This window comes from Catellatospora sp. NPDC049133 (assembly GCF_040648455.1).
Taxonomy (GTDB): Bacteria; Actinomycetota; Actinomycetes; order Mycobacteriales; family Micromonosporaceae; genus Catellatospora; species Catellatospora aurea.
In genome coordinates, this window is record NZ_JBEZDT010000009.1 from 67,565 (window position 1) to 93,813 (window position 26,249).

At 72.1% G+C, this 26,249-nt stretch carries 27 protein-coding genes; 15 read left to right on the top strand and 12 right to left on the bottom strand.

Annotation, left to right across the window (positions count from 1 at the left end; translation table 11 throughout):
• Nucleotides 1-6 precede the first annotated feature (6 nt).
• Both AB0B35_RS12315 and AB0B35_RS12320 read right to left on the bottom strand, forming a co-directional pair.
• A complete protein-coding gene (locus tag AB0B35_RS12315; protein ID WP_361044082.1) occupies nt 7-678 on the bottom strand; it encodes a response regulator transcription factor in 672 nt (223 codons plus the stop codon).
• Nucleotides 657-1,889, bottom strand: a complete 1,233-nt coding sequence (locus AB0B35_RS12320) for a histidine kinase (protein ID WP_361044085.1) — start codon at nt 1,887-1,889, stop codon at nt 657-659. Before AB0B35_RS12320 ends, AB0B35_RS12315 begins: the two co-directional genes overlap by 22 nt.
• 133 nt (nt 1,890-2,022) lie before the next feature.
• On the opposite strand from AB0B35_RS12320, the gene AB0B35_RS12325 reads away from it, so the two are divergent.
• The 3 genes from AB0B35_RS12325 (at nt 2,023) to AB0B35_RS12335 (ending at nt 5,063) form a co-directional block, all read left to right on the top strand.
• On the top strand, nt 2,023-2,925 hold the full coding sequence (locus tag AB0B35_RS12325; RefSeq protein ID WP_361044088.1) for an ATP-binding cassette domain-containing protein: 903 nt from the start codon (nt 2,023-2,025) through the stop codon (nt 2,923-2,925).
• On the top strand, nt 2,922-3,701 hold the full coding sequence (locus AB0B35_RS12330) for an ABC transporter permease (protein ID WP_361044091.1): 780 nt from the start codon (nt 2,922-2,924) through the stop codon (nt 3,699-3,701). Before AB0B35_RS12325 ends, AB0B35_RS12330 begins: the two co-directional genes overlap by 4 nt.
• A 162-nt stretch (nt 3,702-3,863) precedes the next feature.
• The gene (locus AB0B35_RS12335) at nt 3,864-5,063 is read left to right on the top strand and encodes a hypothetical protein (RefSeq protein ID WP_361044094.1); all 1,200 of its coding nucleotides are present in this window, start codon (nt 3,864-3,866) and stop codon (nt 5,061-5,063) included.
• Between the two features lie 187 nt (nt 5,064-5,250).
• Here the strand turns inward: AB0B35_RS12335 and AB0B35_RS12340 are convergent, their stop codons facing one another.
• The 3 genes from AB0B35_RS12340 to AB0B35_RS12350 form a co-directional block, all read right to left on the bottom strand.
• Complete coding sequence (locus AB0B35_RS12340; RefSeq protein WP_361044097.1) at nt 5,251-5,553, bottom strand: hypothetical protein; 303 nt, start codon at nt 5,551-5,553, stop codon at nt 5,251-5,253.
• A complete protein-coding gene (locus AB0B35_RS12345) occupies nt 5,546-5,872 on the bottom strand; it encodes a peptidyl-tRNA hydrolase (protein WP_361044100.1) in 327 nt (108 codons plus the stop codon). The genes AB0B35_RS12340 and AB0B35_RS12345 overlap by 8 nt, the downstream gene beginning before the upstream one ends.
• A gap of 259 nt (nt 5,873-6,131) precedes the next feature.
• A complete protein-coding gene (locus AB0B35_RS12350; protein WP_361044103.1) occupies nt 6,132-6,896 on the bottom strand; it encodes a hypothetical protein in 765 nt (254 codons plus the stop codon).
• 10 nt (nt 6,897-6,906) lie between these two features.
• Here AB0B35_RS12350 and AB0B35_RS12355 point away from each other — a divergent pair, with 10 nt between their 5' ends.
• Nucleotides 6,907-7,554 (top strand): hypothetical protein, encoded by a 648-nt coding sequence (locus tag AB0B35_RS12355; protein WP_361044106.1) that lies wholly within the window; start codon nt 6,907-6,909, stop codon nt 7,552-7,554.
• Between the two features lie 28 nt (nt 7,555-7,582).
• On the opposite strand, the gene AB0B35_RS12360 is transcribed toward AB0B35_RS12355, so the two are convergent.
• A complete protein-coding gene (locus tag AB0B35_RS12360; protein WP_361044109.1) occupies nt 7,583-8,458 on the bottom strand; it encodes a PHB depolymerase family esterase in 876 nt (291 codons plus the stop codon).
• A 52-nt stretch (nt 8,459-8,510) separates the two neighbouring features.
• Here AB0B35_RS12360 and AB0B35_RS12365 point away from each other — a divergent pair, with 52 nt between their 5' ends.
• The 3 genes from AB0B35_RS12365 to AB0B35_RS12375 all read left to right on the top strand — a co-directional run bounded on the left by AB0B35_RS12365 (nt 8,511) and on the right by AB0B35_RS12375 (nt 11,078).
• The gene (locus AB0B35_RS12365; RefSeq protein ID WP_361044112.1) at nt 8,511-9,119 is read left to right on the top strand and encodes a PadR family transcriptional regulator; all 609 of its coding nucleotides are present in this window, start codon (nt 8,511-8,513) and stop codon (nt 9,117-9,119) included.
• A gap of 24 nt (nt 9,120-9,143) precedes the next feature.
• The gene (locus AB0B35_RS12370) at nt 9,144-9,749 is read left to right on the top strand and encodes a hypothetical protein (protein ID WP_361044115.1); all 606 of its coding nucleotides are present in this window, start codon (nt 9,144-9,146) and stop codon (nt 9,747-9,749) included.
• Nucleotides 9,750-9,890: 141 nt separating this feature from the next.
• The gene (locus tag AB0B35_RS12375) at nt 9,891-11,078 is read left to right on the top strand and encodes an RtcB family protein (RefSeq protein ID WP_361044118.1); all 1,188 of its coding nucleotides are present in this window, start codon (nt 9,891-9,893) and stop codon (nt 11,076-11,078) included.
• Nucleotides 11,079-11,292: 214 nt separating this feature from the next.
• Here AB0B35_RS12375 and AB0B35_RS12380 read toward each other — a convergent pair whose 3' ends face one another.
• Nucleotides 11,293-11,814 carry a GNAT family N-acetyltransferase gene (locus AB0B35_RS12380; RefSeq protein ID WP_361044120.1) on the bottom strand — a complete coding sequence of 174 codons (522 nt, stop codon included), beginning with the start codon at nt 11,812-11,814 and terminating at the stop codon, nt 11,293-11,295.
• 196 nt (nt 11,815-12,010) lie between these two features.
• The gene (locus AB0B35_RS12385) at nt 12,011-12,682 is read right to left on the bottom strand and encodes an HAD-IA family hydrolase (RefSeq protein WP_361044123.1); all 672 of its coding nucleotides are present in this window, start codon (nt 12,680-12,682) and stop codon (nt 12,011-12,013) included.
• Nucleotides 12,683-12,951: 269 nt separating this feature from the next.
• Between AB0B35_RS12385 and AB0B35_RS12390 the strand changes: the two genes are divergently transcribed.
• Both AB0B35_RS12390 and AB0B35_RS12395 read left to right on the top strand, forming a co-directional pair.
• Nucleotides 12,952-14,061, top strand: coding sequence for a DUF3103 family protein (locus tag AB0B35_RS12390; RefSeq protein WP_361044126.1), 1,110 nt, complete (start codon nt 12,952-12,954; stop codon nt 14,059-14,061).
• 127 nt (nt 14,062-14,188) lie between these two features.
• Nucleotides 14,189-15,025 carry a universal stress protein gene (locus tag AB0B35_RS12395; protein ID WP_361044129.1) on the top strand — a complete coding sequence of 279 codons (837 nt, stop codon included), beginning with the start codon at nt 14,189-14,191 and terminating at the stop codon, nt 15,023-15,025.
• 10 nt (nt 15,026-15,035) lie between these two features.
• On the opposite strand, the gene AB0B35_RS12400 is transcribed toward AB0B35_RS12395, so the two are convergent.
• On the bottom strand, nt 15,036-17,825 hold the full coding sequence (locus AB0B35_RS12400; RefSeq protein WP_361044132.1) for a poly(A) polymerase: 2,790 nt from the start codon (nt 17,823-17,825) through the stop codon (nt 15,036-15,038).
• 145 nt (nt 17,826-17,970) lie between these two features.
• Here AB0B35_RS12400 and fdhA point away from each other — a divergent pair, with 145 nt between their 5' ends.
• Nucleotides 17,971-19,173: a formaldehyde dehydrogenase, glutathione-independent gene (fdhA, locus tag AB0B35_RS12405; protein ID WP_361044468.1), complete on the top strand. Its 1,203-nt coding sequence runs from the start codon at nt 17,971-17,973 to the stop codon at nt 19,171-19,173.
• Between the two features lies 1 nt (nt 19,174).
• Here fdhA and AB0B35_RS12410 read toward each other — a convergent pair whose 3' ends face one another.
• Together AB0B35_RS12410 and AB0B35_RS12415 are read right to left on the bottom strand one after the other, a co-directional pair.
• Nucleotides 19,175-20,116 carry an NAD(P)-binding domain-containing protein gene (locus tag AB0B35_RS12410; protein WP_361044135.1) on the bottom strand — a complete coding sequence of 314 codons (942 nt, stop codon included), beginning with the start codon at nt 20,114-20,116 and terminating at the stop codon, nt 19,175-19,177.
• Complete coding sequence (locus tag AB0B35_RS12415) at nt 20,113-20,877, bottom strand: helix-turn-helix domain-containing protein (protein WP_361044138.1); 765 nt, start codon at nt 20,875-20,877, stop codon at nt 20,113-20,115. The genes AB0B35_RS12410 and AB0B35_RS12415 overlap by 4 nt, the downstream gene beginning before the upstream one ends.
• Nucleotides 20,878-20,958: 81 nt before the next feature.
• Here AB0B35_RS12415 and AB0B35_RS12420 point away from each other — a divergent pair, with 81 nt between their 5' ends.
• Together AB0B35_RS12420 and AB0B35_RS12425 are read left to right on the top strand one after the other, a co-directional pair.
• Nucleotides 20,959-22,266, top strand: coding sequence for an amidohydrolase family protein (locus AB0B35_RS12420; RefSeq protein ID WP_361044140.1), 1,308 nt, complete (start codon nt 20,959-20,961; stop codon nt 22,264-22,266).
• Nucleotides 22,263-23,327 carry a membrane dipeptidase gene (locus AB0B35_RS12425; RefSeq protein ID WP_361044143.1) on the top strand — a complete coding sequence of 355 codons (1,065 nt, stop codon included), beginning with the start codon at nt 22,263-22,265 and terminating at the stop codon, nt 23,325-23,327. The genes AB0B35_RS12420 and AB0B35_RS12425 overlap by 4 nt, the downstream gene beginning before the upstream one ends.
• Nucleotides 23,328-23,507: 180 nt before the next feature.
• On the opposite strand, the gene AB0B35_RS12430 is transcribed toward AB0B35_RS12425, so the two are convergent.
• Nucleotides 23,508-23,999, bottom strand: a complete 492-nt coding sequence (locus AB0B35_RS12430; protein WP_361044146.1) for an SRPBCC family protein — start codon at nt 23,997-23,999, stop codon at nt 23,508-23,510.
• A 203-nt stretch (nt 24,000-24,202) separates the two neighbouring features.
• Here AB0B35_RS12430 and AB0B35_RS12435 point away from each other — a divergent pair, with 203 nt between their 5' ends.
• The 3 genes from AB0B35_RS12435 to AB0B35_RS12445 all read left to right on the top strand — a co-directional run bounded on the left by AB0B35_RS12435 (nt 24,203) and on the right by AB0B35_RS12445 (nt 26,190).
• The gene (locus AB0B35_RS12435) at nt 24,203-25,072 is read left to right on the top strand and encodes a septum formation family protein (RefSeq protein WP_361044149.1); all 870 of its coding nucleotides are present in this window, start codon (nt 24,203-24,205) and stop codon (nt 25,070-25,072) included.
• A 102-nt stretch (nt 25,073-25,174) separates the two neighbouring features.
• A complete protein-coding gene (locus AB0B35_RS12440) occupies nt 25,175-25,408 on the top strand; it encodes a hypothetical protein (protein WP_361044151.1) in 234 nt (77 codons plus the stop codon).
• Nucleotides 25,409-25,461: 53 nt separating this feature from the next.
• The gene (locus tag AB0B35_RS12445) at nt 25,462-26,190 is read left to right on the top strand and encodes a class I SAM-dependent methyltransferase (protein ID WP_361044471.1); all 729 of its coding nucleotides are present in this window, start codon (nt 25,462-25,464) and stop codon (nt 26,188-26,190) included.
• Nucleotides 26,191-26,249: the final 59 nt, after the last annotated feature.

Genomic DNA, 26,249 nt, shown 5'->3' on the forward strand with positions numbered 1-26,249 from the left:
TCCGGGTCACCGCTCCGGCCCCGTGTCGTGGGCCAGCAGCGCGACCTGCACCCGGTTGTTCAGCTCCAGCTTCGCCAGCAGGCGCGACACGTACGCCTTGACCGTGGCGACACTCATGTGCAGGCGTACGCCGATCTCCGCGTTCGACAGGCCCTGCCCGATCGCGACCGCGACCTCCCGCTCCCGCTCGGTCAACCGGCTCAGCAGCTGCTGCGCGTGCGCCGCGCGGGCGGCTCCGGGACCCGCGGTCACCTGGTCGATCAGCCGGCGGGTCACCGACGGCGACAGCATCGGCTCACCGGCGGCGACCCGGCGCAGGGCGCGTACCAGCTCTGCGGGCGGGGTGTCCTTGAGCAGAAAGCCGCTGGCCCCGGCCCGCAACGCCCGCAGCACCTGCTCGTCGGCGTCGAACGTGGTCAGCACGACCACTTCCGGCGCACCCGGCCGACGCCGCAGCAGCTCGGTCGCGGCCAGACCGTCCAGGCGCGGCATGCGGATGTCCATCAGCACGATGTCGGGCGAATACGCGGCCACCGCCGCGGACACCTCGGTGCCGTCCGCGGCCTCCCCGACGACCCGCAGGTCGTCCAGCCCGGCCAGCATCATCGACAGGCCCGCGCGCACCAGCGGATCGTCGTCGACGATCAGCAGCCGGATCACGCCGGCCACGGCTGCCACGTCCACAACCGGAAATCGCCCGCCGGGGTGCGCCCGTGCTCGATCCGCCCACCGGCCAGCGACACCCGCTCGGCGAGCCCGACCAGACCCGTGCCGGTCCCCGGGATCCCCCGCTCCGGCAGCACCCCGACCGGCGCGCGGCTGAGCACCTCGACCGTGACGCCCTGCTCCGGCCCGCCCTCGACGGCGACCTGCACCGCGGCACCGGGCGCGTGCTTGCGGGCGTTGGTCAGCCCCTCCTGGACCACCCGGTACGCGGTGCGCGCCACGTGCGCGGGCAGCTCCACCGGGTCCGGCAGCCGCTGGGTCAGCTGCACCCGCATCCCGGCCGACTCCGACTCGGCGACCAGCTCCGGCAGGTCCGACAGGGTGGGCTGGGGGCGTTCGGGCTCGCCGTCGGGCTCGCCGGGCGCGCGGAGCACCCCGATGACCGCACGCAGATCCTGCAGGGCCTGGTGGGCGCTGTCCCGGATCACCCCCGCCGCGCGGGCGACCTCCTCGGCGGGCGCGTCCGGCCGGAACTCCAGCGCGCCCGCGTGCAGGCTGAGCAGCGAGATCCGGTGCGCGAGCACATCGTGCATCTCCCGGGCGATGCGGGTGCGCTCCAGCTGGCGGGCCTGCGCGACGCGCAGCTCCTGCTCGGCCTCGGCGCGCACCGCCCGCTCCCGCAGCGTGTGCACCAGTTGCCGGCGTGCGCCGACCGCCAGCGCCCAGCCGGTGATCACGGCGAGGACCAGCCAGGTCCAGGCCACCGACGGCCAGTAGGACATTTCCGGGTCGGGGTACAGGCGCAGATACTGCAGCGACAGCAGCGCGTGGCCAGCGCCGACCGCCAGCACCGCGCCCAGCCTGCCCCGTGCGCCGAGCGTGAGCAGCGCGATGATCGCCGCCCCACCGGACAGCGGCGAGAACGCCCCCGCGACCGCCGTCGCCACGGCCAGCGCCAGCGGGAAGCGCCGCCGCCAGAACAGCGCCACGCACAGCACCACCCCGGCGACGAGGTCGGCGAGCTGGACCAGCTCCGGCACCGGCCGCCCGGCGGCTTCCAGGTCGTACACGCTCAGCCCGATGACCACCGCGGCGAAGAACAGGGCAACGTCGACCGCCCAGTCCCGGGCGGTGCGCCGCCACGCCCCGTCCGGCTGCAGGTCGCCGGGCAGCAGCTGGCGCAGCAGTCGCGGCTGGTGGGCGGGGGCGGCGGTGCTCGTCATGATGGCTCCCAGGGTACGGGCGGCCTGATCGGGCGGGTACCGACTTTGGTCTACGCCTGCCGCTGACCTTGGTCGGCGAACGTCGCCCTGTGGCCGCTGCGCGGCGGGGGCCGTGCCCGCGACGCTGGTACGCATGATCGAAGTCGCGCATCTCACCAAGCGCTACGGCGCGCAGACGGCCGTCGACGACGTGTCGTTCCACTGCACGCCCGGCACCGTCACCGGCTTCCTCGGCCCGAACGGGGCCGGCAAGTCCACCACCATGCGGATGATCTGCGGGCTCACCCCGCCGACCGGCGGCCACGCCACCGTCGCCGGCCGCCCCTACCGGCAGCTGCCGAACCCCGGCCGCGAAGTCGGCATCCTGCTCGACGCCTCCGCCCAGCACCCCGGCCGCACCGGCCGCGAGACGCTCGCCCTGGCCGCGCACCTGCTGCGGGTGCCCACCAGCCGGGTCGCCGAACTGCTGGCGCGGGTCGACCTTCCCGCCGCTGCGGCCCGCAAACGCGTCGGCGACTACTCCCTCGGCATGCGCCAGCGCCTCGGCCTGGCCCAGGCCCTGCTCGGCGAGCCGCGGGCGCTGATCCTCGACGAGCCCGCCAACGGCCTGGACCCCGAGGGCATCTACTGGATGCGCGGCCTGCTGCGCGACTTCGCCGACCGCGGCGGCACCGTGCTGCTCTCCTCGCACCTGCTGCGCGAGGTCGAAGCGGTCGCCGACCGGCTCGTCATGATCGGCAACGGGCGGGTAGTCGCCCAGGGCGCCAAGGACGAACTGCTGTCCGGCACCGGAATGCGGGTACGCGCCCTGGACCCCGCCGCGCTGCACAGCGCCCTCACGGCGGCCGGGCTGACCGGCTCCCCCGCCGACGGCGGCGCGCTGCTCGTCGACGCCACCGCCGAAGCCGTGGGCCGGGCCGCCGCGATCGCGGGCGTGGTGCTGCTGGAACTGCAGCCCGGCCGCGCCCGGGGCCTGGAGGAGATGTTCCTCAGCCTCACCAACGGCACCACGACCTCCGAAGGGACCGCCCGATGACCGTCCTCGCCGCCGCCCGCGACACCCCCGCCGTCGCCGCCCCGTCCCACTCCCCCGTGCCGCTGTGGCGGCTGACCGCCGTCGAACTGCGCAAGATGGCCGACACCCGGTCCGGCGCGTGGCTGCCGGCCGTCGTCGGCCTGCTCGCCGCCGCCGTCGTCACCGTGCTGTCGCTGACCCCCGGCGCCCCCGAGTTCGACTTCGGCGGCCTGCTCGGCCCGACCGTGCTGCCCGCGGCCGTGCTGCTGCCGGTGCTCGGCGTGCTGTCGGTCACCAGCGAATGGTCCCAGCGCACCACGCTCACCACATACGCGCTGGTGCCGCGGCGGATGCGGGTCGCCGCCGCGAAGGTGCTCGCGGCACTCGCGCTGGCCGTGCTCGCGTACGCGGCATGCCTGGCCGCGACCGCCGCGGCGCTGCCGTTCGCGGGCGGCCCCGACCCGTGGCACCTGTCCGCCGCCGCACTCGGCAAAGCGGGCCTGTACCTGGTCGTCAACGTGCTGCTCGGCGTCGCGTTCGGCATGCTGCTGCTCAACTCGGCCCTGGCGATCGTGCTGTACTTCGTGCTGCCGATCGCGTGGAGCATCCTCGGTGAGATGGTGGTCCCGTTGCACCGGCCCGCCGAGTGGCTGGACCTGTCGGTCACCTCGGGCCTGCTCCTGGAGCCGGTGATGACCGGCCGGGACTGGGCCCGGCTGGGTACCTCGGTCGCGGTCTGGATCGTGGTCCCGCTGGTGCTGGGCCTGATCCGGGTGCACCGGCGCGAGGTCAAGTAGTCCCGCGCACCCGCCGAGACGTGCCGCGCCGCGTCGCCGCGCGGCTCGTCTCGACGTCGCGGCGACGGGAGACGGCCCAAGGTCGACTGCCGCCAGCCTTTGGACACCAGGCGTCCGCCTGCCGTCCACTCTCGTGTGGACGGCGCTGGCTACCTTCGCCGCATGGCCCACTCCCCTACGGACCTGACCGCTGAACGCCCGGCCATGGCCGCCCTGCTGGTACAGCCGTCGCGCCGGGTCGCGGACGCCGGAGCGTACGCGACGATGCTCGACCTCGTCGCCCGGGGCGTCCTGGTGGTGGACGCGACGGCCGGGACGGTCCAGGCACCACAGCCCGGTCCCACCGGGCTGGCCCCGTTCGAGCACCACGTCTTCGACGCGGTCGTCGCCCGGGTTCCCGGCGGCGCCGGGCCGATCCCGCTCGGCGCGATCGACCTCGGCTCCCCCGAGCAGCACCAGCAGTGGCACCAGCGGTTCACCGACCTGCTCGCCGAAGCCGCGACCGCGCGCGGGCTGGCCCGCCCACGGGCTCCGCTGGGCGTGCGGGCCGTGCTCTGGATCGTGTTCACGGTCCTGTGGGTCGGCGCGGTCGCCGCGGTGTGGCAGGCGGGCCGCCCCCAGCTCGCCATCGGCGTGGTGCTCGCCGCGAGCCTGGTCTCGCTGGCACTGCGGACGCTGAAGCGGCTGGTCCCGCACGGCCGGGGAACCGAGCTCGCGGCCCGGTACGCGCGGCTGCGCACCGAACCCGGTATCGGACCCGGGGACCCGCGGCTCCCGTACGCCGTGGCCGCCGGGACGCGCCCGCCCTGGCTGGGCGCGTCGCCTTTCGCCTACGGCAAGCAGGCGTTCGCGTGGTCGCGGCGCGGCGGCACGTGGCGGCGGGTCGCGGTCGTCGACGGGCGTGGTCTCACGTTCGGCTGGTCGCCGTGGGCGGCCCTGCTGTCGCTGATCCCGTCCGCCGTGTTCTTCGGGATCTGGCTGTACCTGCTGGGCATGTTCTCAACCGACCTCGACATCGGCGAGGCGGCCGACCTCTGGCAGGTGCTGCTGCTCGCGGCAGGCTGGGTGCTGTGGATCCTCGCCGTCGCCGGACTCGCCCTGACCGGCTGCCGCGGCCTGTACGACGTCGTCCGCCCGGCCCGGGTCGTCGCCGGACCGGTGATCTGGCTGGAGTCGGACAAAGCCGAGGAGAACACGACCTACCGGGTGGCGGTCGACGACGGCGCCGATGTCGCCGTGCGCTACGAGATCGGCGCTCCGCTCTACCACCAGTTGCGCAAGGACCAGTGGCTGCGGCTGGAGGTCACCCCGAAGCTCAGCCACGTACGCCGGGCGGAGATCGTCGAGGGCCAGGACCGCTGACAAGGCTGTCGTCTGCTCCGGTGCTCCAGGCGGGAGTCGAACCCGCTACCGTCCGCTTTAGAGGCGGCCGCTCTGCCGTTGAGCTACTGGAGCGTGTGCGCACGGGGGCGGGCGTGCGCCCGTCCCCGTGGACCGCACGGGACGCTGACCCCCGTCGAATCCGTCAGCGTACCGAAATGATCTCCGTTCAGGCGACCGGGTCTTCGATCCGGTTCCGCAACTGCTCGTCCGCGATCGTCGCCCTGGCGGCCCGCAACTCTTCAGCCGTCAGCGATCGGCCGAGCCCGTCCAGCGTGCGCAGCACGAACCGCTGCGTCGCGACGCGACGGTTGAGCACGTCCAGAGCACGTGCCTGCCGCCACACCTTGCGCTGCAGCCACCGCGTGACCTGCGGCAGGCCCTGCCGTTCGAGCTGCGAGCGCAGCGCGTCGCGCTCCTCGGCCGCCTCGGCGTAGCGGGCGTAGAGGTCCTTACCCGTGGTTTCAGTCATCTCCATTCACCTCCTCTCGCGTGCGTAGAGCGAGAGGGAGGCGGGAGACGTGCCGCCAGGCGGCCGGCTCCAGCGCGACGGCGGTCAGGCCGCCGTCGAGATCGGGTTCGCGGAAGGCGACGGCACGCAGGCCGTCGGTGGCGACACGGTCGGCCAGTCGGTGCAGCGAAGGTTCGTCGGGCACGGCGAGCAGCACGAGCACGTTGGACGAATGGTGCCAGCCTGCGACGACGTCAGGATGGGCCAGCGCGAAGTCGAGCGCGGCATGGGTCGCCTGGCAGGCCTGGGTGCCGACGGGAAGGTCGGACCGGGTGACCACGTAGAGGCGGGAAACCTAGCGGTGCGGCATGGCACGAAAGATAGCCCATGCCGGCCACTGCCGCCACCCCGTGGCCGGACCCGACCGTTCGGACGGGATCCGACCACGACGGTCACGCCACCGGCCACCACGAGCGGGCTTCGCCGGCAGCGGAGGTTCCGGCACAGCCCGCTCTGCGCTGCGCAGATCTCCACGGGCCGTACACGCCGCAAGAACCAGGTTCATGCTCCGCGAGACAGGACCGAGGCCGCGACGGGAGTCACGCTGCCCTGCGGCGCAGCAGCCCTGCGAGGCGGTCGCGCAGTCCCGGGGTCGGGTCGGCGCCTTGCCGGTCGATCAGTTTGCGGATCGTGTCGAAGGTGACGACGGTCGGGTTGCGGTCGCCGTCGGCGATCAGGCCGATGCACAGCATCGCGAACTCGCGCCCGGCACGGTGCTGCGCGATGAATACCGGTGCGCCGGTGAACCCGTCCGGCAGCGCACCCGCCCAGCGTACGACCCGGTCCGGGTCACGGGTGACACCCGACGTCGCGATGGCCAGCGGCCGCGGCTCCCCCGGTGTCCCCGGCTCCGTGGTGACGTGACCCAGGGCGTACGCCGTGTGTGGCTCGCCGCCCAGGCCCCGCAGGTGCTCGGAGCGGGCGGCGACACCGTCGGTCACCTGCTGCGTGGACCAACTCCAGCCCTTGCGCTCGGCGTGCTCATGAAGGAGCGTCGAGCGCATCAACGCCACCTTCGCGGCCCGTGACCAGCCCTGCTCGAACTCGAGCACGGCCAGGTGGTCGGCGGCGGCCCCGGCGGGCTGGATCAGTTCGGGCCGCAGCCGGACCTCGCCGACCTCGCTGCGCGTCAGCACGTCCGCGGTCAGCAGCCATTCGCGGACCCGGTCCTCGTCCGGGGTCGACTCCACGAGTTCGTTGTAGAGGAATGCGGTTCCGCCGCGGCCGCCCAACGGCCCGACGGGCAGCGTGCAGCCACCCCACGTCTCCACGATCAGGTCAGCGATGGGATCTTCCTCGGTCACGGCGGCCATCATGCCGTCTCCGGCCCGGCTCGTGATCACCGGGATGCGGGCAGTCGCGCACGATCCCGACGCGGTACAGCCGACGGGCGTCCTGCGATCCAGCGGAGCAAGCCTTAAGCTGCCCGCTGTGTTCCCACGGGAGATGCCGGCACTGCTGGCCGCTGCGCTCAAGGCGCCCTTCGCCAATGACCATGAGGGCCATGACTTTCAGGCGCTCGACGAGTTCGCATCGTCGGAGGAGGTCGCGGACTGGTGGACGGCCTGGACCGGCAACGAGGACGCCGGCGTGCCGCCTTTCCGTTTCTTCGGCCAGGACGGCTCGGGCGGTCAGGCGGGCATCTGGCTGCGCGACCCGGAGGCGGCGATCGAGACCCAGCCGGTGGTGTTCCTCGGCTCCGAAGGCGAGCTGGCCGTGATCGCCAGGGACCTCCACGACTACCTGTGGCTGCTGGCCAACGGGGTCGGCCCCCTGGAGGCGGTCGACGACCTGGACCGTACGCCGGAGCCGATCCCCGAGCTCATCGCGCTCGCCCACGGCGAGCCGCGCTCGGTCGAGGCCATCCTCTCCGAAACCGGGCCCATACTGGCCGCCCTGGAAGAACTCGTCGAGGAAACCGTGAACGGCCCCTTCTTCGAGGACGGCGAACCGCTGGACTGACCAGCGGGCCGCCGGCTCGCGTGGCATGTCAGGGCAGGCTGTGCTTGACGAAGTAGTCGGCGATCAGGGTGCTGGCGTCCACGGGGTGCTCGCGGGCGTTCGGCCATTCGTGGGCCATGGTCGGCAGCGCGTACACCACGTGCTCGCCGCCGTTGGCGCAGGTGGACACACGGCGCTCGGCGCGCCCGCGAGCGTTGGCGATCGGGGTGACGACCGGCGCGGCGCAGCCCGCCGCTTCCCGCCAGGACTGGTTGGTGCTGCTCCAGGCGGGTGAGAGCATGTCCTGTCCACCTTGGAACGTCACCACCGACACCGGGTTGGCGGTGCCGAGCGGCGTGGTCCAGGCGGCGACGGTGTCCATCCGGCCGCTGACCGGCGCGATCGCGGCGAAGCGCCCCGGCAGTTCCCGAGCCAGCCGGTAGCTGAACGCCGCCCCGGCGGAGAACCCCGCGACGTAGGTGCGCTTGCGGTCCGCGCCCCAGGTGGACGCGAGATGGTCCACGAGGGCGGCGACGAATCCGACGTCACCGCTGGCCGGATCGCCCGCGGTGCCGGAGTCCCACCGGCCGCCCTGGCCCTGCGGGTAGGCGACCAGGAAGCCGCCCTTGTCCGCGAGCGGGTTCATGCCGCTCTGCCCGGCCGCGCCCGCGCTGTTGCCGGGCTGGCCGTGCAGCACCAGTACCAGCGGTGACGGCGTGCCCGGCCGGTAGCCGGGTGGCGCGTGCAGGGTGTAGTCGCGCTTCACGCCGCCGTGCACGATCGCGAGCGAGTGATCGCCGGGGCCGGGCTGGTCCGGCGGCAGGCTGATGACCGGGCTCGGGCTCGCCGCCGGTGGCGTCGGCGCGGGAGAGCTGCAGGCAGTGAGTACGGTGGCGATGCCGAGCAGGGCGAAGACGCGTTTCACGAGTACCCCCTATGTCAGAGTTGACATGTCAGAAGTTACATAGTGAGACCGCATGGCGGGCGCAGACGGTGACGATTCGGCATCGATGGCCGGCTCGACGCTGGGCTATGCGCTGCTGTCCCTGCTCACCCGCGGCCCGGCCACCGGCTACCAGCTGACGCAGCAGGTCAAAGCCCCGATCGGGCACTTCTGGACCGCCCGGCACAGCCAGATCTACCCCGAACTGGCCCGCCTGTCCGCGGCAGGCTGGGTCGCATCCGTCGAGCAGGCCGGACCGGGCCCCCGGGCCAAGAAGACCTACGCCATCACCCCGTCCGGGCTGGCCGCGCTGCGCGCCTGGCTCGTCATCCCGCCGACGGCCCAGCCGCGCAGCGAGACAACCCTGAAGGCGTACGCCGCCACCAGCGCCGACCCCGCCGCCATGGCCGCCCTCTACACCGACCTCGCCGAGCGCTCCACCCGCCTGCTCGCCGAGTACGAGCAGGACGCCGAACGTATGCGCGCCGCGGGCCAGGACGATCCGGCCCATCCCCGGTTCGGCAACTACGCCGTGCTGCTGATGGGCATCGAGTCGCAACGCGCCGTGCACCGCTGGGCCCGCTGGCTGGCCGCCTGTCTGCGTACCGGCCGCCCCGCCGCCTACGGCGAGCCCGAGGGTTGATCCGCACCGGTAGCCTGCGAGGCCGTGAGCGGACCTGAGCTTTTCGCGGCGTGCCTGCCGTTCGTGCTGGCCTTCGTCTACCTGGCGATGACCGCCGCGGCGTGGCGTGCCCTACGCCGCTGGGGCACGCTCTGGGCACTGCTGTTGTTGCTGCCCGCAGCGCTGGTGTGCTCGGTGATGGGGTCGGGCGTCGCCGATGAACTGATGGCTTCGCGGCGCGCCGAGCAAGGCGACGGCGGGATTGCGGGCACGTTCGTCGCCACGCAGGTGAAGGTGGACGGCAAGAAGCAGACCTGGACGGGGACGTTCAGCTCCGACGAGCAATTCCGCGAGGGCGTACGCCTGGACAACCCGCCGGCCGACATGCGGCCGGGCACCGACGTGCCGGCCCGTGACACCGGCGCCGCGTTCGTCGTCTACGGCTACGGCCCGGCCGGCGCCTACCAGAGCCGGCTGGTCGACGCGACCTTCTACGCGGTGGTGTGGCTCGCTCCGGGCGTCTGGCTCGCGATCACCCTGCTGCGCAGAGGACGGGCCGAGCCGGCGCCGCAGGGCGGCGACGACGATGACGACGAGGACTGGGCCGAGCCCGACCTGGATCTCCCCGATCTCGATGACGACGATGAATGACGGCTCCGGCTGCCCGTACGGCCTGCTTGTCGTGCCGGTAGCGGGCACCGGCCGACCCGCGCGACACTGATATTGAGTGGCCAGACGGCACGACGCTCGGCACACTCCTCAGTCGGCACCGACGACGGGGGAAGACCGAACATGCCATTCCAGACCATCAGTGACACCGCTGCGCCGCTGCGGCTGTGGGCCGATCCCGCGACCGTGGACGAGCGCGCCATGGACCAGCTCCGCAACGTCGCGGCCCTGCCGTGGACGCACGCCGTCGCGGTCATGCCCGACGTGCACGTCGGGATCGGCGCGACGGTCGGCTCGGTCATCGCCATGCGCGGCGCGGTGGCCCCGGCCGCCGTCGGCGTGGACATCGGCTGCGGCATGACCGCCCAGCTGACGTCGCTGCGCGGCCGTGACCTGCCCGACGACCTGGGCAAGCTGCGGTCGGCGATCGAGAAGGCCGTGCCGGTCGGCATGGGCCTGCACCAGCACTCGGTCGACGTGGACCACCTCAACACCGGCCTGCGCGGCTGGCACCGGTTCTGGACCGACTTCGACGACCTGTCGGCCCCGCACGTGCTGCGGCGCAAGGGCCGGGCGATGCAGCAACTGGGCACCCTCGGCGGCGGCAACCACTTCATCGAGGTGTGCCTCGACGGCGAGGACCGGGTCTGGCTGATGCTGCACTCGGGCTCGCGCGGCGTGGGCAACGAGCTGGCGCAGTACCACATCGCCAAGGCCAAGGACCTGCCGCACAACGCCGACCTGCCCGACCCCGACCTGGCGGTGTTCGTCACCGGCGAGCCGACGATGGAGGCCTACCGGCGGGACCTGTTCTGGGCGCAGGACTACGCCCGGCGCAACCGGGCGGTGATGATGGCGCTGCTGCGCGACGTGGTGCGCAAGCAGTTCAAGAAGGTCGCGTTCGAGCCGGAGATCTCCTGCCACCACAACTATGTCGCTGAGGAGTTCCACGACGGGCAGGAGCTGCTGGTCACCCGCAAGGGCGCGATCCGCGCCGGGGCGGGCGACTTCGGCATCATCCCCGGTTCGATGGGCGCTTCGTCGTTCATCGTGCAGGGCCTGGGTTCGGCCGCGGCGCTGCAGTCGGCGTCGCACGGCGCGGGGCGCAAGATGAGCCGCAACGAGGCGCGCCGCCGCTTCAACACCCGGGACCTGGCCGAGCAGACCAAGGGTGTCGAGTGCCGCAAGGACAACGGCGTGGTCGACGAGATCCCGGCCGCCTACAAGGACATCGACGAGGTCATGGCCCAGCAGTCCGACCTGGTCACCGTGGTGGCACGCCTCAAGCAGGTCGTCTGCGTGAAGGGCTGATCGAAGGAACGGCACCTTCACATCGCCATACGGGGTAGACCCGCGTTCGCGCGTTGTGCGGACGCGGGTCTACCGATGCGGTGTCCTTGTCGAAGGCACGGCCTGATCGCGCGGTTCATGTCGGCGCGGTCTGTGGGGCAGCGCCGGGCGAATGCCCGGTCAGGGAACGTGCGTGTGCAGCACCTGTCGGCCACGCCTTGCTGCCGTAGGAGGTTTAGGCCAGTTCAGTCTCCCGGCCGAGGTCGATGACGTAGAAGATGAGAGGTCCGCGGTCGTCGTGGTCGATTCGCTCGGCGCGCATCCCGAGCCGCTCAGCGATGCGGCGAGATGGCGCGTTGTGCGGGCGGATGCTGGCCCACGCCCGTCTGATGCCGGCCGCTCGACATTCGTCGATGACAGCTGTCGCTGCCTCAAACGCGTACCCGTGGCCCTGGTGAGTCTTGCCGATTAGGTAGCCGATCTCGGGCTCCGTGTAGGTCGTTCGTCCCTTCAGCATGCCGCAGTTGCCGATCAGCGCGTTGGTCTCTCGCTCACGCAATGCGTACATGCACAACCCGTGTTCCTGCATGGCCGTGACGCGGTTGAGGATCCACTGCTGCGTCTGGGATATCGAAGTGAATGGTCCCGATCCGATGGTGTGCGTCAGTGGGTCGGAGAACAGTCCGTGCAGCTCCTCGGTATCGGCGAGGCTGAAGGGGCTCAGTTGGAGTCGCGGCGTGGTCAAGGAGATTCGCATCGGCAGCTCCGCAGTCACTGGACGTGGGTCGTGATCGTCGGGCATATGTTGTGGAGCGTGAACAGCCTTCGGATAGGAACGGCCGGGAAAAGGGCATGTTCGCTGGGACGGAACAACAGTTCAGGCTCAGATAAGTTGATCGTTAAGCGGTTCAGAATCGGACCCGCTCAATGCGCGGCTTACCCGCTCGGCCCGCCTAGGTGACCGAGGCCGCCTGAAGCAGGGGAAAGACCTCGGACAGCGAGGCATTGATCGGCCCCGGCCAGCACGGATCAGTGTCGTTGTGCTCCGTCGTACGAAACACCGTCATTCCTAGCGCGGCCGCACCCGCGAGTTCGCCATCTGCGCCGTCGCCGATGTAGACGCACTGCTCGGCCGGCGCGCCCAGGCCCTGCGTGGCAGCCAGGTAGATTTCGCGGTCGGGTTTGGCCACACCGAGGTCGCAGGAGAACACCGCGACGTCGAAGCGGCGTGCCAGCGCCGACCCCGGCCATGCCTGCGCCGTCTCTGAGGTGGCATTGCTGACCAGGCCGAGGCGCCAGCCCTGTGAGCGCAATGTGTCGAGCACGTTCAGGGTCGTCGGCGACACCGCCGCCAATACTCGGCCGGCCAGCTCCAAACGCAACGCGACCGCCTGCTCGACCTGCGCCGGTGACGGAGAGCCGCCCAGCCGCCGCGACAGGATCCGAACCGTCCGCGCGGCGTCCCATCGCACCAGGCGGTCGCGCCACGTGTCGTGATAGGCCTGTACCAGGGCGGCCGGCTCGACGCCAACCAGTTCACCCATGCGCGCCACTACTCGGTCCCGTTCGTCGTCGGCGCCGTGCAGCAGCGTGTGGAAGAGGTCGAAAGTGATGCTCCCCGCCATCGACTTAGGCTACCAGCCAAGGGATCTTGACTTGGGTCCTCCCGGTGCCGGGAGAGCGATAGGCATCTTCCTTCGGCGCGGTTCGGCGGAACCGGGTGGTGGCACGGTGGCGTGTGGTCCGCGCCCCAGTGAACGCGGCTCGAACTCCACGTGCACATGATCGACAGGCCTTGCCATCGCATGCATGACAGTCCATTATGTACCGCATCCATTGAGAAACATGAGATCCTACGCCACGAGCGCGGGGTCTCGGATGCGAAGGAGACGTCATGCGCCTGTCGCGCCTGCGCCATCTCGGCCTACCCGCCTGCATCGCCCTGGCCGCCGTGCTCGCCGCGGCACCCGCCACCGCCCAGGTCCCGCAGCAGACCGCTCCCCTGACCGCCGCACCGGCCGGGGTAGCGACGGCTCTGGACACCCTCGCGAAGCAGGTCGCCGCCTCCCTGAGCGACCCGGCCGCGCGCCGCGCTCTGGTCTCCGCGCTGAAGGCCGGCTCTGTCGACCTGTCCACCCTGCGGACCGGCACCGTCCTGCCGAGCCGGGTGCGCACCGCCGACCACGCCGTACGCGCCGCCAAGGGTCTGCCCGAGTCCACCGGATCGCTCGTCCGGGCCCGCCTGGCCGACGACTCCATGGCCGCCGCCCTCGCCGCGGGCGCGGTCCCCCTGGTCGCCGCCGCCCCCGGAGACGACGAGACGGCCGTGATCGTCTCCTACGAGCCCGACGGCAGCCGCGTGCTGCTCGACCCCGTCCGCGTCCCCGCCCGCCCGGTGGTCGTCGTCGAGGTCGACGTCGCCAAGGCGCTGCCCGCCGGCCTGGACGTGGTGCGCCAGGTGCTCGCCCAGCGCGGTGTCACCGGCGCGGTCGCACCCGCGGCTCGGGCGAGCGGCGGCTACTGGGCCACCAAGCTGAACGCGGTCCGGCTGTCCAACGACCAGGAGCCCTGGATCAAGGGCGCGGCCGAGATCTACAGCATCGTCGGCGGGTTCGGCCTCGACGGCACGCCCAAGGTCGACATCGTGCAGCAGCCGTACCTGGACAACGACGGCACCACCTACTACCCGAACCAGTTGCTGGTCCACTTCTCCGCCTACAAGTACAACCTCGCCGACGTGGTCATGATGGAGGACGACGGCGACACCAACTACCAGCAGCTCGCCCAGGCGATCGCCGCGGTGCTGCTGACGATCGCCGACGCCGGGGCGTACATCCCGCTGGTGGACGCGATCCTGTCGGCCATCCCGTCCTCCTGGTGGACCGACGACCCCGACTACGTCGACTCCTGGTACACCCTGTCCACGGCGAGCAGCGGCCGGCTCAACGGCGCGGCCGCCAACGGGTGGATCGAGGTCAGCCCGTACTGGGTTTCCGAACTCTGAGCCCCGTGCGGCGCGGGTCCGACCCGCGCCGCACGCACCCGGCGATGAGCTGCGAGGACGCAATAGGATGGAGATGGCGCAGCCGCTGCGGATCGGCCACAGGTTCCGAAACCGCCGGAGGTGACCCATGAATGCCGCCCCGATCGTCGTCGGCGTCGACGGCTCCCCCTCAGCCGACCTGGCACTGCGCTGGGCGGCCGACGAGGCCCGCCTGCGCCACATTCCGCTCAAACTCGTCTACGTCGTCGACTCCCCCGGTCCGCGCGGCGCGTACGGGTACCTCACCGACGAGGTGACCTGCTTCGGCGAGGACCTGCTGAACCGGGCCAAGGAACTCATCGCCGACCGGCAGGTGCCGGCCACGGCGGCGATCGTGTGCGACGACGCCGCGCACGGGCTGATCCGCGAGGCCACCGGTGCCGCGATGCTGGTGGTGGGCAGCCGCGGGCACGGCGGCTTCCACGACCTGCTCCTGGGTTCGACGAGCCTGCAGACCGCGATGCACGCCCCCTGCCCGGTCACCGTGGTACGCCCGCGCGGCGACGGCGAACCCGGGCAGGTCGTGCTCGGCACCGACGGCTCGCCCCGTTCGGCCGCCGCGGCACGGGTCGCGTTCGAGGAGGCGCGGCTGCGCCGGACCGGGGTGACCGTCGTGCACGCCTGGCGCGGCTCGCTGTCCGAGGCCACCGCCGGGCTGCCCGAACAGGACGCGAGCGAGGTCAAGGCGTGGATGGTGCTCAACGACGCGCTCGCGCCGTGGCTGTCGCGCTACCCCGACGTGCCGGTGCGCAAGGTGCTGCGCAAGGACGCGGCGGCCCGCGCGCTGATCGAGGAGTCGGCCGGGGCCGAGCTGGTGGTCGTCGGCCGGCGCGGCCGTGGCGGCTTCGCCAGCCTGGTGCTGGGCTCGGCCGGGCACGCGCTGCTGCACCACGCGGCCTGTCCGGTGGCGGTCGTGTCCGGTTGACGTGCCCGGATCAGCGCAGGGTCGGCACCGAGCCGTTGTCGGCCACGGTGACGTCCACCCCGGGCAGGTCGGCGGCCCACCGCTCGACGGCGGCGGTCAGCGCCGGGTCGGCCACGGCCCGGCCGAGGCCGACGGCGTAACGCGTCACCGGTCCGGTCACGAACGGCCGCGGCCAGGCGTGCGCCTGCGGGGCTCCGGCCTCGTCGAGCGCGCTGAGCAGCGCACGCATCCGACCACGGACCCGGCCGAGCGTGTCGTCGGTGTCGCCGCGAACGGCGACCACGGCCCAGGACGCGTGGCGGCGGTGCAGTGGCGGCGGCCCGGCCAGCAGCGGCCACGGGTCGCCGCCGGTCTTTGACGCCTCCTCCATGACCTCCCACGCCTGGTAGAGCTCCTGGGCGAGTAGGTCCCACCCGCCGGGTGCGAGCTGGTCGGCGCAGCTGCGCACGGGCGCGGTCGGGGTGAGCACGACACCCTGGGGGTGTACGCCGTCGATCTCGCCGGTCAGCGACACCGGCTGCCGCCAGTCCCAGGCCGCCCAGTCCTCGAAGAAACGATGCAGCAGCGTCGCGGCGGTGGCGTCGGCGGGTGCGCCGAGCACGGTCCGCGCGGCGAGCACCGACCAGGCCAGGCCGGGCAGCCCGCCGAACGGGGCCGAGTCCAGGCCCTTCGCCCGCGCCCAGCCCTTGACCTGCCCGGCGAGCCGCGCGAACGCGCCGTGGCGGGAGCCGACCGCTTCGCGTACCGCGTCGGCGTCGCTGACCGCGCTCAGCGCGACGGCCGCCTCCTCGCCCAGCTCGGCGCGCCGGGCGACCGCCTCGTGCGGCGCGAGCCCGCCCGTGCCGACGACCACGAGGTCGACGGCGAGGTCCCGGACCGACAGTCCCAGCCGGGGCACCCGCGCACCGGGCACCTGCCGTAGGGACATCGCGTCGGGCAGGGCACGGGCCACCCGTGCCACCACCGCGGCGGGGTCGACCTGGCCGGGCAATGCCGCCACCAGGTCCAGATCGGCTTCCGGCAGCGCACAGCCCATCCGCCGCGACCCGGTGACGTGCACGGCGCCCTCCGCGAACTCCGTGGCCAGGCGTTCGACCACCGCCGATGCCGGGTCGGCCGACGCGGGCGAGACGTCCGGGGTCGGGTCGGGCAGCCAGCGCAATTCGCCGGTGCCGAGGGTCAGCACGGCTCGCGGGACCATCGGCTCGTCGCCGCGCCGGGACAGCAGCACCAGCTCGCCGACCTGCGCCCGGGACTCGCCGAGCCGGGCGGCGCAGAGGGCGGCGACGCGCTGCGGGTCGCGGCTGCGGCCCAGGGTCAGGTGCGGCGTGAAGCCCTCGGCCCGGCCCCGGCAGCGCGGAAAACGCTGCCGCAGTGCCTGCCACAGCCGGTTCCAGGGCGCGTCGCCGTCGGCGGCGGGGTCGAGCCAGATCGTCGCGTCGTCGCGGTGGCCGAACGTGTGCACCCCGTCCAGCCGTACAGCGAACGGCGCGATCTCGGCGGCCGCGGCGGCCAGCAGCGGCGCGGCCTGCTCGAAGTCTGACTCGGGCACGAACCCGAACAGCACGTTCACGTGCGGCGGCCAGCGGTGGACCTGCGGATCGTGGGCCTGTCGCAGCTCCTGGATCGCTGGCCACAGCCGCCCGGGCGGCAGCCATGCCAGCGCGGTCCGGGCGGTCGGCGCGACGTCGAGCACGTCGCGGTCCCCCGCACCGGCGAAGGTCAGGTCCACCGCGACGCCGTAGTGGTCCGACGGGAACAGCCCGTCGGGCTCCGGCCGGTCGCCGACCAGCGCCGCGGCGGTGACGGCGGCGCGGCCGCGCAGCAGGACCCGGTCCAGGCGGCGCGGCACACCGGACAGCGACGACACGGCCGCGAGCGGGTTGCCGACCGGGTCGAAGGTCGGGGTGCTGTCGGCGGGGCCGTGCGCCTGGGTCCACGCGTCGTCCATGCCGAGCATCGCGGTGGGCGCGGTGCCGTCGTCGTTGAAGTCGCCGAGCAGGACCAGGTTGGCGGCGATGTCGGCGAGGCCTTCGGCGAGCCGGGTCAGTTCGTCCTGCCGCCGCCCCGCGCCGTCGGTGGAGTGGTCGCTGCTCAGGTGGGTCGCCGCGATCGCGAGCGGCCCGGCGGCGGTGTCGACCACGATCGCGACGGCGGCCTTGTGCGGGGCGAGCCGGTGGCTGCCGGCCTCGCGTACCGGCAGGCGGCTCAGCAGGACAAGGCCGCCGTGGGCGGCGGTGTCCGGGGCGGCGTTGAGGGTGTAGGCGGCGCGGACCCACGGCGCGTCGCGCAGCAGCGCGAGCAGTTCAGGCTCGACCTCCTGCAGCGCGATGACGTCGGCGTCGGCGGCCTGGAGCGCGGCCAGCAGCAGGGGCCGGCGGCGGGCGGTGTCGATGCGGTCGGCGTCGTACCGGTCCCACAGCGTGTTCCAGGTGAGCAGCCGCAGGCGGCCGGGTGCGGCCGGCACGGCGGCCGGCGTGGCACGCCAGCCGTGGCCGGGTTGCCAGGAGTGCGGGGTGCTCGGGGTGAAGAACGGTGCGGGCAGCAGCCCATGGTGGCGGACCAGGCCGGCGCCGGAGGTGTCGACGCGGTCGACGCCGGTGGCGCGGTCCCAGACGAGTTCGCCGTCGGCCTCGATGAACAGCACCCGGTGCCAGGGGATGTCGCCGCCGGGTTTGAACGCGGGCAGCGGCACACGTTTGGGCGCGGCGTCGCGCTGGCGTACGCCGAACACGAAACGCTCGGGGTCGAATCGCGGATCCCAGCGCACCCGGTGGTAGATCTGCTCGCTGGTACGCATTTCCCCCGCCTGTCCCGATGATCGATCCCAGTATCGCGGCCCGGCCCGCCGCGGCCCACCAGATTTCGTCTCCGCGAACGCGTTAATGGGCGCTGAGCTGGGAAAATGGAGGTGAAGTGCGGATACCTCACTGGGGGTGACCACGATGTCGGGCAACAAGACCGTCGTCTATCAGGGCCCCGGGCATGTCAGCGTCGAAGACCTCGACTACCCGAAGCTGGAACTGGCGGAACAACACCGCAAGATCAACCATGGCGTGATCCTCAAGGTCGTCGCCACCAACATCTGCGGCAGCGACCAGCACATGGTCCGCGGCCGCACCACCGCCCCGGAGGGGCAGACGCTAGGCCACGAGATCACCGGTGAGGTGGTCGAAGCCGGGCCGGACGTCGAGTTCATCAAGGTCGGCGACCTGTGCTCGGTCCCGTTCAACATCGCCTGCGGCCGGTGCCGCATGTGCATGGAGGGCCACACGGGCGTATGCCTCAACGTCAACCCGGCGCGGGCGGGCGCGGCGTACGGCTACGTGGACATGGGCGGCTGGCTCGGCGGCCAGGCACAGTACGTGCTGGTGCCGTACGCCGACTGGAACCTGCTGAAGTTCCCCGACAAGGACCGGGCCATGGACAAGATCCTGGACCTGGCCATGCTGAGCGACATCTTCCCGACCGGCTACCACGGCTGCTACACAGCGGGCGTGACCACCGGCTCCACGGTCTACATCGCCGGGGCCGGGCCCGTCGGGCTGGCGGCGGCCACGTCGGCGCTGCTGCTGGGCGCGGCGGTCGTCATCGTCGGCGACCTCAACGAGCAGCGGCTCGCGCAGGCCCGCAGCTTCGGCTGCGAGACCGTCGACCTGACCTCGGACGCGCCCCTGGCCGACATGATCGAGCAGATCATCGGGGAGCCGGAGGTCGACGCCGCCGTCGACGCGGTCGGCTTCGAGGCGCGCGGGCACGGCGCGGACGCCGGGGAGGAGCCCGCCACGGTGCTCAACGACATCATGTCGATCGCCCGGCCGGCGGCTCGGCTGGGTGTGCCGGGGCTGTACGTGACCGGTGACCCCGGCGGCAAGGACGAGGAGGCGAAGGTAGGCAGCCTACGGGTGCGGATCGGGCTGGGCTGGGCGAAGTCGCACAGCTTCACCACCGGTCAATGCCCGGTCAAGCAGTACAACCGGCAGCTGATGATGGCGATCCTGCACGACCGCACGCACATCGCCAAGAACGTGCACGCCACGGTGCTGCCGCTCGACGACGCCCCGAAGGGATACACCGACTTCGACCACGGTGCGGCGAGCAAGTATGTGCTCGACCCGAACCGTGAGCTGGTCGGCGCGGGCGTCTGAGCTACATGGCCACGGCCGTGCCGACGCCGTGGGCGCGGGCCCAGTCGTGCACGACCGCGGCGGCGGCCACGTCGAGAGCGCCGTGGCCGGTCGACTTGAACACCGTCAGCCCATCCCGGCCGCGGCGGCCGGGATGGGCCCCGTCGAGCACCGCACCGAGCAGCGTGACCCGGGCCGGGTCGATGCCCTGCAGCTCGTACGCCCCGGCGGGCGGCGGCGCGGTGACCGCCCCAGGCCACTCGGCGAACAGGGTGCCGTCGGCGAGCACGGCCGGGTCGAGTTCGGGCCCGTGCGAGCCGCCGACGGAGCTGACGTGCGCGTCCTGGCGCAGCCAGGCCCGGGGGAAGACCGGTGCGGTCGCGCCGGTGCAGCAGAACACGACGTCGGCGTCGCGTACCGCGTCTTCGATGCCCGCCGCCTCGGCTTTGGGGTGCCGCGCTGCCAGCTCCGCCGCGCGGGCGGTGTCCCGGCCGCCGACGACGACGGGGATGGTGGCGTCGACGCCCGCGAGCATGGCGAGCTGCGCGGCGGCTTGCACGCCGGTGCCGATGACCGCGACCCGGGACGGCGACGGCCGAAGGACCCGCATGCTCTGGGTCGCGGACGCGGCGGTGCGTACGGCGGTGAGCGGTTCGGCGTCGAGCAGCGCCCGGACCCGGCCGTCGTGCTCGTCGAACAGGGCGACCAGGCCGCGGTGCGAGCTGCGCCCGACCTGGCCGGGAGTGGCGAAGACGGAGACCAGTTTGGCGGCCAGGCCGATGCCGGGCACGTAGGCGGGCATCGCGCCGAGCAGCCCGCCGGGGGCCTGCGCGGCGATGCGCGGCGGCGCGGAGACCTCGCCGCGGCTCAGGGCGGTGAGCGCGACCGCGACGGCGTCGAGCACCCGCAGCGGGTCGAGCCCGGCCCTGGTCTGCTCCTTGTCGAGCACGAGCACGTCGTTCACGGTCGGGTTCTCCCTGGATCGGTGGCCGCGGGCGCGGTGAGGGTGGCGGCCAGCGTGGTGGTGGCGTCGGCGAGGGCCTGGGCGAGCGCGGACAGGCGCGGCTCGGCGAACTCGGCGTCGGGTCCGACGAGGGTGACCGCGCACAGCGGCGTGCCGCCGGGTGCGATCACCGCGCGGCTCATCGAGCCGATGACCTTGTCGTTGCGGCCGTGTTCGAGGGCGAGGCCGGTGTCGCGGACCCGGGCTAGGTCGGCGAGCAGCCCGTCGAGGGGGTGCCCGGCGGCCTGCGCGACGGCGAGGTACGGCGCGCGGGCCCGCTCGTCGAGCTGCGCGACCAGGGCCAGCGGTCCGGCGAAGCGGTGCACGGGCAGGGCCTCGTCGCGCAGGTCGCTGATCATCTCCAGCCGGGGCGGGCGCACCACGTCGATGACGCGGGACCGGTCGGCTTCGAGAACCTGCAGGTTGACCATCATCGCGGTGCGCTCTGCAAGGTCTTCGAGGACGGGACGGCACAGCGCCGCGAGGGACCGGCTCGCCGCGGCCCGGGACACCTGCAGGGCCACCGCGCCGGGCAGGTAGTGCTCGCCGGCGCGCTGGACCCAGCCGCGGGCGACCAGGTCGAGCAGCACCCGGTAGGCGGTGGCCCGGTGCAGGCCGACGGCCTGGGCCAGCTCGCCGAGCCGGAGCGGGCGGTCGGCGCGGGCGACGGCCTCGATGAGGTCGAGCGCCTTGTCGACCGCCGAGCTGGCGGATCTCGGCACGGGTCGCCTCCTGGGGTACAGTGCCACTGACGTTTCAAGTAACGATACAGACGTTACATCTGCTGTAACAAGGGAGCACCGATGGCCCACGTGGACGAGCCCGCGCCGACCCCGTACGCCCCGCCCGAGGCCGGCACGGTCACCGCGTACCGCAACGCGACGCTCATCGACGGCACCGGCGGCCCCGCCCGGCCCGGGACGACGATCGTCGTCGACGGCGATGTGATCATCGAGGTCATCCCGGACGGCGACGCCACGATTCCCGACGGCGTGGCCGCGGTCGACGTCGGCGGCGCGTACGTCATCCCCGGCCTCATCGACTCCCACCAGCACCTGGCCACCCCGCCCAACCGGCCCGTCGCCGAGGCGGCGCTGCGCCGGCAGGTCTACGGCGGCGTCACCGCGATCCGCGACATGGCCGACGACCTGCGCCAGATCGCCGACCTGACGCGCGCCACCCGCATCGGTGAGATCCCCGGCCCCGACATCCACTACGCGTCCCTGATGGCCGGGCCGAGCTTCTTCGACGACCCGCGCACCTGGCAGGTCTCCCAGGGCGGCACCCCCGGCCACGTGCCCTGGATGCAGGCGATCGACGACGACACCGACCTGCCGCTCGCGGTCGCGATGGCCCGCGGCACGCACGCCACCGCCATCAAGGTCTACGCGGAGCTGCCCGGCACGACCGTCGCCGCGATCACCGCCGAGGCCAAGCGCCAGGGCATCGGCGTATGGGCGCACGCCGCGGTCTTCCCGGCCACCCCCGCCCAGGTCGTCGCCTCCGGCGTGGACGCCGTCTCGCACGTCACCCTGCTCGCCCAGGAGACCGCCGACGAGCCGCTCACCTCGTACAAGACCAAGGCCCCGATCGACGTCGAACGCCTGGTCGACAAGGGTGACCCGCGCCTGGACGCCCTCTACGCGCTGATGCGCCAGCGGGGCACGGTGCTCGACGCGACCGGCAGCATGTGGACGTGGATGGCCGAGAAGGCCGACGACGCCGACGGCAAGGCCCGCGCCCTGGCCAACGACGCGCTGTCGGCGAAGCTGACCGGCGACGCGTACCGCGCGGGCGTGCTCGTCTCGGCCGGCACCGACTACGAGACCGACCCGGCGCACCCGTTCCCGTCGCTGCACGCCGAGATGCTCTTCCTGGCCGAGCGCTGCGGCATCCCCGCCGAGCAGGTCATTCGCTGCGCGACCCAGGTCGGCGCGATGAGCATGGGCGCCCAGGACGTCATGGGCACCGTCGAGGCCGGCAAGCTCGCCAACTTCGTCGTGCTGGCCCGCGACCCGCGCGCGGACATGGCCAACCTGGACAGCATCGAGTACACCGTCAAGCGCGGCCGCCGCTTCGACCGCGGCGACTTCCGGAAGGACGAGCAGTGAGCACCGACTACATGATCATCAACGCGCTGGGCATCCTCGACAACCCCAACGCCGCGCACTCCCTCGCGGCAGCGCACAAGCTCGTCCAGGACAGCGACGACCTCACCGTCGACGCGCGCACCATCGCCGACGCGCACGCCTCCGGCCTGACCGCCGTCAACATCACCCTCGGCTACACCATGGGCGACGCCGAGCCGTACGCCCACACCCTGCGCGAGATCGACGTCTGGGACCGCCTCGTCGCCGACCACCCCGCCGACCTGGTCAAGGTGCTCACCGCCGACGACATCCGCGCCGCCCACCGCGACCGCAGGATCGGCATCATCTACGGCTTCCAGAACGCCGTCGCCGTCGGCGACGACCCCACCCGCGTGGCCCAGTTCCACCACCTGGGCGTACGCGTCATCCAGCTCACCTACAACCAGGCCAACCACATCGGCGACGGCTCCATGGCCCCCGACAACCGCGGCCTCACGCCGTTCGGGCACGAGGTCGTCGAAGCGCTGTGCGACAGCCGCATCATGGTCGACCTGTCGCACAGCGGCGAGAACACCTGCCTGGAAGCCACCCGGGTCGCGAAACTGCCCGTGTCGATCAACCACACCGGCTGCCGCGCCCTGGTCGACCTGCCCCGCAACAAGACCGACGAGGAACTGCGCCTGGTCGCCGAACGCGGCGGCTTCGTCGGCATCTACTTCATGCCGTTCGTCAACGCCACCGGCCACGCCCGCGCCGAAGACGTCGTCGACCACATCGCCCACGCCGTGAACGTGTGCGGCGAGGACTTCGTCGGCATCGGCACCGACGGCACCGTCACCTCGATCGACGACCTCGACGGCTACCGCGCGCAGCTCGCCGAGCACGTAGCCCACCGGCAGGCCGCGGGCGTCGGCGCGGCCGGCGAACGCGCCGACACGTTCCCGTTCGTCGAGGACCTGCGCGGCGTGGACCAGTTCCACCAGCTGATCCGGCTGCTGGAGCAGCGCGGCTTCAGCTCCACCCGGATCGAGAAGATCATGGGCCGCAACTTCCTCGACTACGCCGACCGCGTCTGGGCCTGACCTGATCCACACGGGGGACGTCTTCGGGCGTCCCCCGCCTGTCACACGAGCAGCGCCTCGAGCTCCGGAAGCCGGCCGAACAGGTCGGGCAGGCCACGCACGCCGTCGCGCGCGGACTCCGGCGACAGCGCGAGGTCAGGGCCGGTGCCCGCCTCGACACCGGCGAGGCACCGCAGGATGTCAGCCTTTTGCTTTGCGGACGTCCGTTCCCTGCTCGGCGAACGCCTTGAAGTCCTGCATGTGCCGCAGGGACTGCTTGCGAAAGGCGCCGGGCATCAGAAGCCCCACCAGCCGCATCATCAGGCCGCTGAACCGGTACTCGTTCTCGCTCACCCACAGCGTCGTCGACGGACCGGCTTCGGTCAGCCGCTCGCGCCCGGCGCTCCACATGCCGTCGCCGACGATCTCGCGCTCGAAGCGAACGACGTCGCCTTCGGGAAGGTCACGCAGGTCTGCCGGTTCCAGGCGCGTGATGGTCTCGATGGCCTCGACCTTCTGCTGACCCATCTGCAGCACGACCCGTGACTTGGTGCCGACCTGCCCGTGCACCCCGCTCAGCGGCTCGTGCAGCACCAGGCCCCGCAGCCACATCGGCAGGTGTGCCGGGTCGGCGAGCAGCTGGACGACCTTCTCCCGCGGCAGGGCGATCTCGATCGAGACGGTGTACTTCATCGCGGTGTGCTCCAGGTTCGGCCGGTGGACGGGCGTACGCTAACACCTCGCCTCGTACGCGGCGGTCGATGCGCGGCTGAGCCGCGACCATGATGCGCACACCAGCGCCCCGCCGGAGGGCTCGCGCTAATGGCCGTTCGGCTGATCTGCCGCAATTCAAGATCGCATAGCATCGCCCAGGCTACAACCTGGGAGGAATGGCGATGCGGGGACGCCTCAAGGCCGGTATTGCGCTGGCTGCGCTGCTGACGAGTCTTGCACTGGCGGGCTGCTCGCCCGGGCTGCCGAGCGAGGCCGACGGCGATCTTGTCGACGACTGGAAGCCGATGGCGGCGCTCACCGGCTGGGAGCCGAAGGTCGGTGAGTGCATGGGCGGCGCGCCCGTCGCGGTGGCGATGCGCTCCGCGCCGGTCGTGGACTGCGCCCAGCTGCACCACGGCGAGGTCGTGCACGTCGGGAAGTTCAAGACCGACAAGTACCCCGGTCCGACGGACAAGGCGGCGGCGCTGGTCGAGTGCGACGCCAAGGCCAAGGCATACCTGGGCCGCGCGTGGGGTGACGCGCGGCTGGAGCTGCGGGTCGCGACGCCGCGTACGGACACCTGGGAGAGCGGTGCCCGCTGGTTCCGCTGCGAGGTCAGCGAGATCAGGACCTTCGACAAGGACAACAGCTTCACCACCCGCACGGGCAGCCTGAAGGGCGCCGTTCCGGCCGCGCTGCTGTCGGGCTGCGTGCTGGTCCACGAGCAGGGCGACGACATCGCGCAGATGGAGGACGTGCCCTGCAACAAGCCGCACAACGCGGAGTACGTGGGTGTCTTCCGCGCCTCGGCCACCACGCCGTACCCGACCTCGGAGCGGCAGTGGAACGCGATCCACAGCCAGTGCCAGGTGCTCAAGGGCAAGTTCCTGGGCGTGAGCGCGGGCCAGGCCGAGTACTTCGGCGGCATCGCTTCGGCCCGCAGCAAGTCGGACTGGGATGACGGCGACCACATCGTGCGCTGCGCCGTCTCGTGGACCAAGAAGATCACGAAGTCGGTCCGGGGCGGCAAGGGCAAGGGCATCCCGAACTGAGACCGTCCACCGGTGAGACGTGTCCTTGTCGACACGTCTCACTGGTTCGGTCGCTCGCAGCGCGCCCCCGGCTGAACGACCACATTCGCTAAGATCCGGCCCGTGACTGACGGATTCGGCAAGGACGAGGGCTGGTGGGCTGTGGGGGCCCACGTCTTCACGATCATCTTCTCGACACTCGCGGTATGGCTGTTGGTGGAGTACCTGTTCAGCGCCCTGCCCGAGGACACCCTGATCGTGGGCGTGAGCTGCGCGATCGGCGTCCCCGTCGGGCATCGGGTGTTCCACCGCATACGTCGTCGGTACCTGCAGCAGCGTCGCCGCGCCGAACCCTGATCGTCGTTCGCCCACGGGGTGCCTATCGGCTCGCCCGCGCGGCTTTGGCAGGAATGCGCCTTTGCCTTTCATGGAACGGGGACACTGTGACAGCAACCGATTACGACGACTTTGCGGCCGCCTATGCGGCGGCGAACGAGTCCGGTCTCTTCAACGCCTATTACGCGACACCCGCGATGCTCAGCCTCGCGGGCGAAGTCTCGGGCCGCCGAATTCTCGATGCCGGCTGCGGTTCCGGCCCGTTGTCAGCGGCGCTGCGCGACAAGGGAGCCGCGGTCACCGGATTCGACCTGAGTGCGGCCATGGTCGCGCTGGCCCGCCGGCGGCTGGGCGAAGACGCCGACCTGCACGTCGCGGACCTGAGCAAACCGCTGCCGTTCGCCGACGCCGAGTTCGACGACGTCGTGGCGTCCCTGGTGCTGCACTATCTGGAGGACTGGTCCGGCCCCCTCGCCGAGCTGCGTCGGGTGCTGAAGCCAGGCGGTCGCGTGATCCTGTCGACGATGCACCCCACCGGCTATGCGATGGAGTACCCCGAGGCCGACTACTTCGCCGTCACGAAGTACACCGAGGACTACATCATGGACGGCCAGACCGTGTGGCTGACCATGTGGCACAGGCCGCTGCACGCCATGTCGGATGCTTTCGCCGCCGCCGGGTTCCGCATCGTGACGATCAGCGAGCCGCCCCCTGCTCCGAACACTCCCGCGGAGTTGCTTCCACCCGACAAGGGCTCCGGGCGCTTCATGTGTTTCCTGTTCTTCGTCCTCGAATCCGCGTAAGAGCTGCGGCGCCAGGGATGGATTCTCGTGGACAGGCCCTGAGTCGCCCGCGTCTGGAT

Coding starts and splice junctions, on each gene's coding strand:
- AB0B35_RS12320 (WP_361044085.1), bottom strand. CDS start 1,889: ATGACGAGCACCGCCGCCCCCGCCCACCAGCCGCGACTGCTGCGCCAG.
- AB0B35_RS12325 (WP_361044088.1), top strand. CDS start 2,023: ATGATCGAAGTCGCGCATCTCACCAAGCGCTACGGCGCGCAGACGGCC.
- AB0B35_RS12330 (WP_361044091.1), top strand. CDS start 2,922: ATGACCGTCCTCGCCGCCGCCCGCGACACCCCCGCCGTCGCCGCCCCG.
- AB0B35_RS12335 (WP_361044094.1), top strand. CDS start 3,864: ATGGCCCACTCCCCTACGGACCTGACCGCTGAACGCCCGGCCATGGCC.
- AB0B35_RS12340 (WP_361044097.1), bottom strand. CDS start 5,553: ATGACTGAAACCACGGGTAAGGACCTCTACGCCCGCTACGCCGAGGCG.
- AB0B35_RS12355 (WP_361044106.1), top strand. CDS start 6,907: ATGCCGTCTCCGGCCCGGCTCGTGATCACCGGGATGCGGGCAGTCGCG.
- AB0B35_RS12365 (WP_361044112.1), top strand. CDS start 8,511: ATGGCGGGCGCAGACGGTGACGATTCGGCATCGATGGCCGGCTCGACG.
- AB0B35_RS12375 (WP_361044118.1), top strand. CDS start 9,891: ATGCCATTCCAGACCATCAGTGACACCGCTGCGCCGCTGCGGCTGTGG.
- AB0B35_RS12380 (WP_361044120.1), bottom strand. CDS start 11,814: ATGCGAATCTCCTTGACCACGCCGCGACTCCAACTGAGCCCCTTCAGC.
- AB0B35_RS12385 (WP_361044123.1), bottom strand. CDS start 12,682: ATGGCGGGGAGCATCACTTTCGACCTCTTCCACACGCTGCTGCACGGC.
- AB0B35_RS12390 (WP_361044126.1), top strand. CDS start 12,952: ATGCGCCTGTCGCGCCTGCGCCATCTCGGCCTACCCGCCTGCATCGCC.
- AB0B35_RS12395 (WP_361044129.1), top strand. CDS start 14,189: ATGAATGCCGCCCCGATCGTCGTCGGCGTCGACGGCTCCCCCTCAGCC.
- AB0B35_RS12400 (WP_361044132.1), bottom strand. CDS start 17,825: ATGCGTACCAGCGAGCAGATCTACCACCGGGTGCGCTGGGATCCGCGA.
- fdhA (WP_361044468.1), top strand. CDS start 17,971: ATGTCGGGCAACAAGACCGTCGTCTATCAGGGCCCCGGGCATGTCAGC.
- AB0B35_RS12420 (WP_361044140.1), top strand. CDS start 20,959: ATGGCCCACGTGGACGAGCCCGCGCCGACCCCGTACGCCCCGCCCGAG.
- AB0B35_RS12430 (WP_361044146.1), bottom strand. CDS start 23,999: ATGAAGTACACCGTCTCGATCGAGATCGCCCTGCCGCGGGAGAAGGTC.
- AB0B35_RS12435 (WP_361044149.1), top strand. CDS start 24,203: ATGCGGGGACGCCTCAAGGCCGGTATTGCGCTGGCTGCGCTGCTGACG.
- AB0B35_RS12445 (WP_361044471.1), top strand. CDS start 25,462: ATGCGCCTTTGCCTTTCATGGAACGGGGACACTGTGACAGCAACCGAT.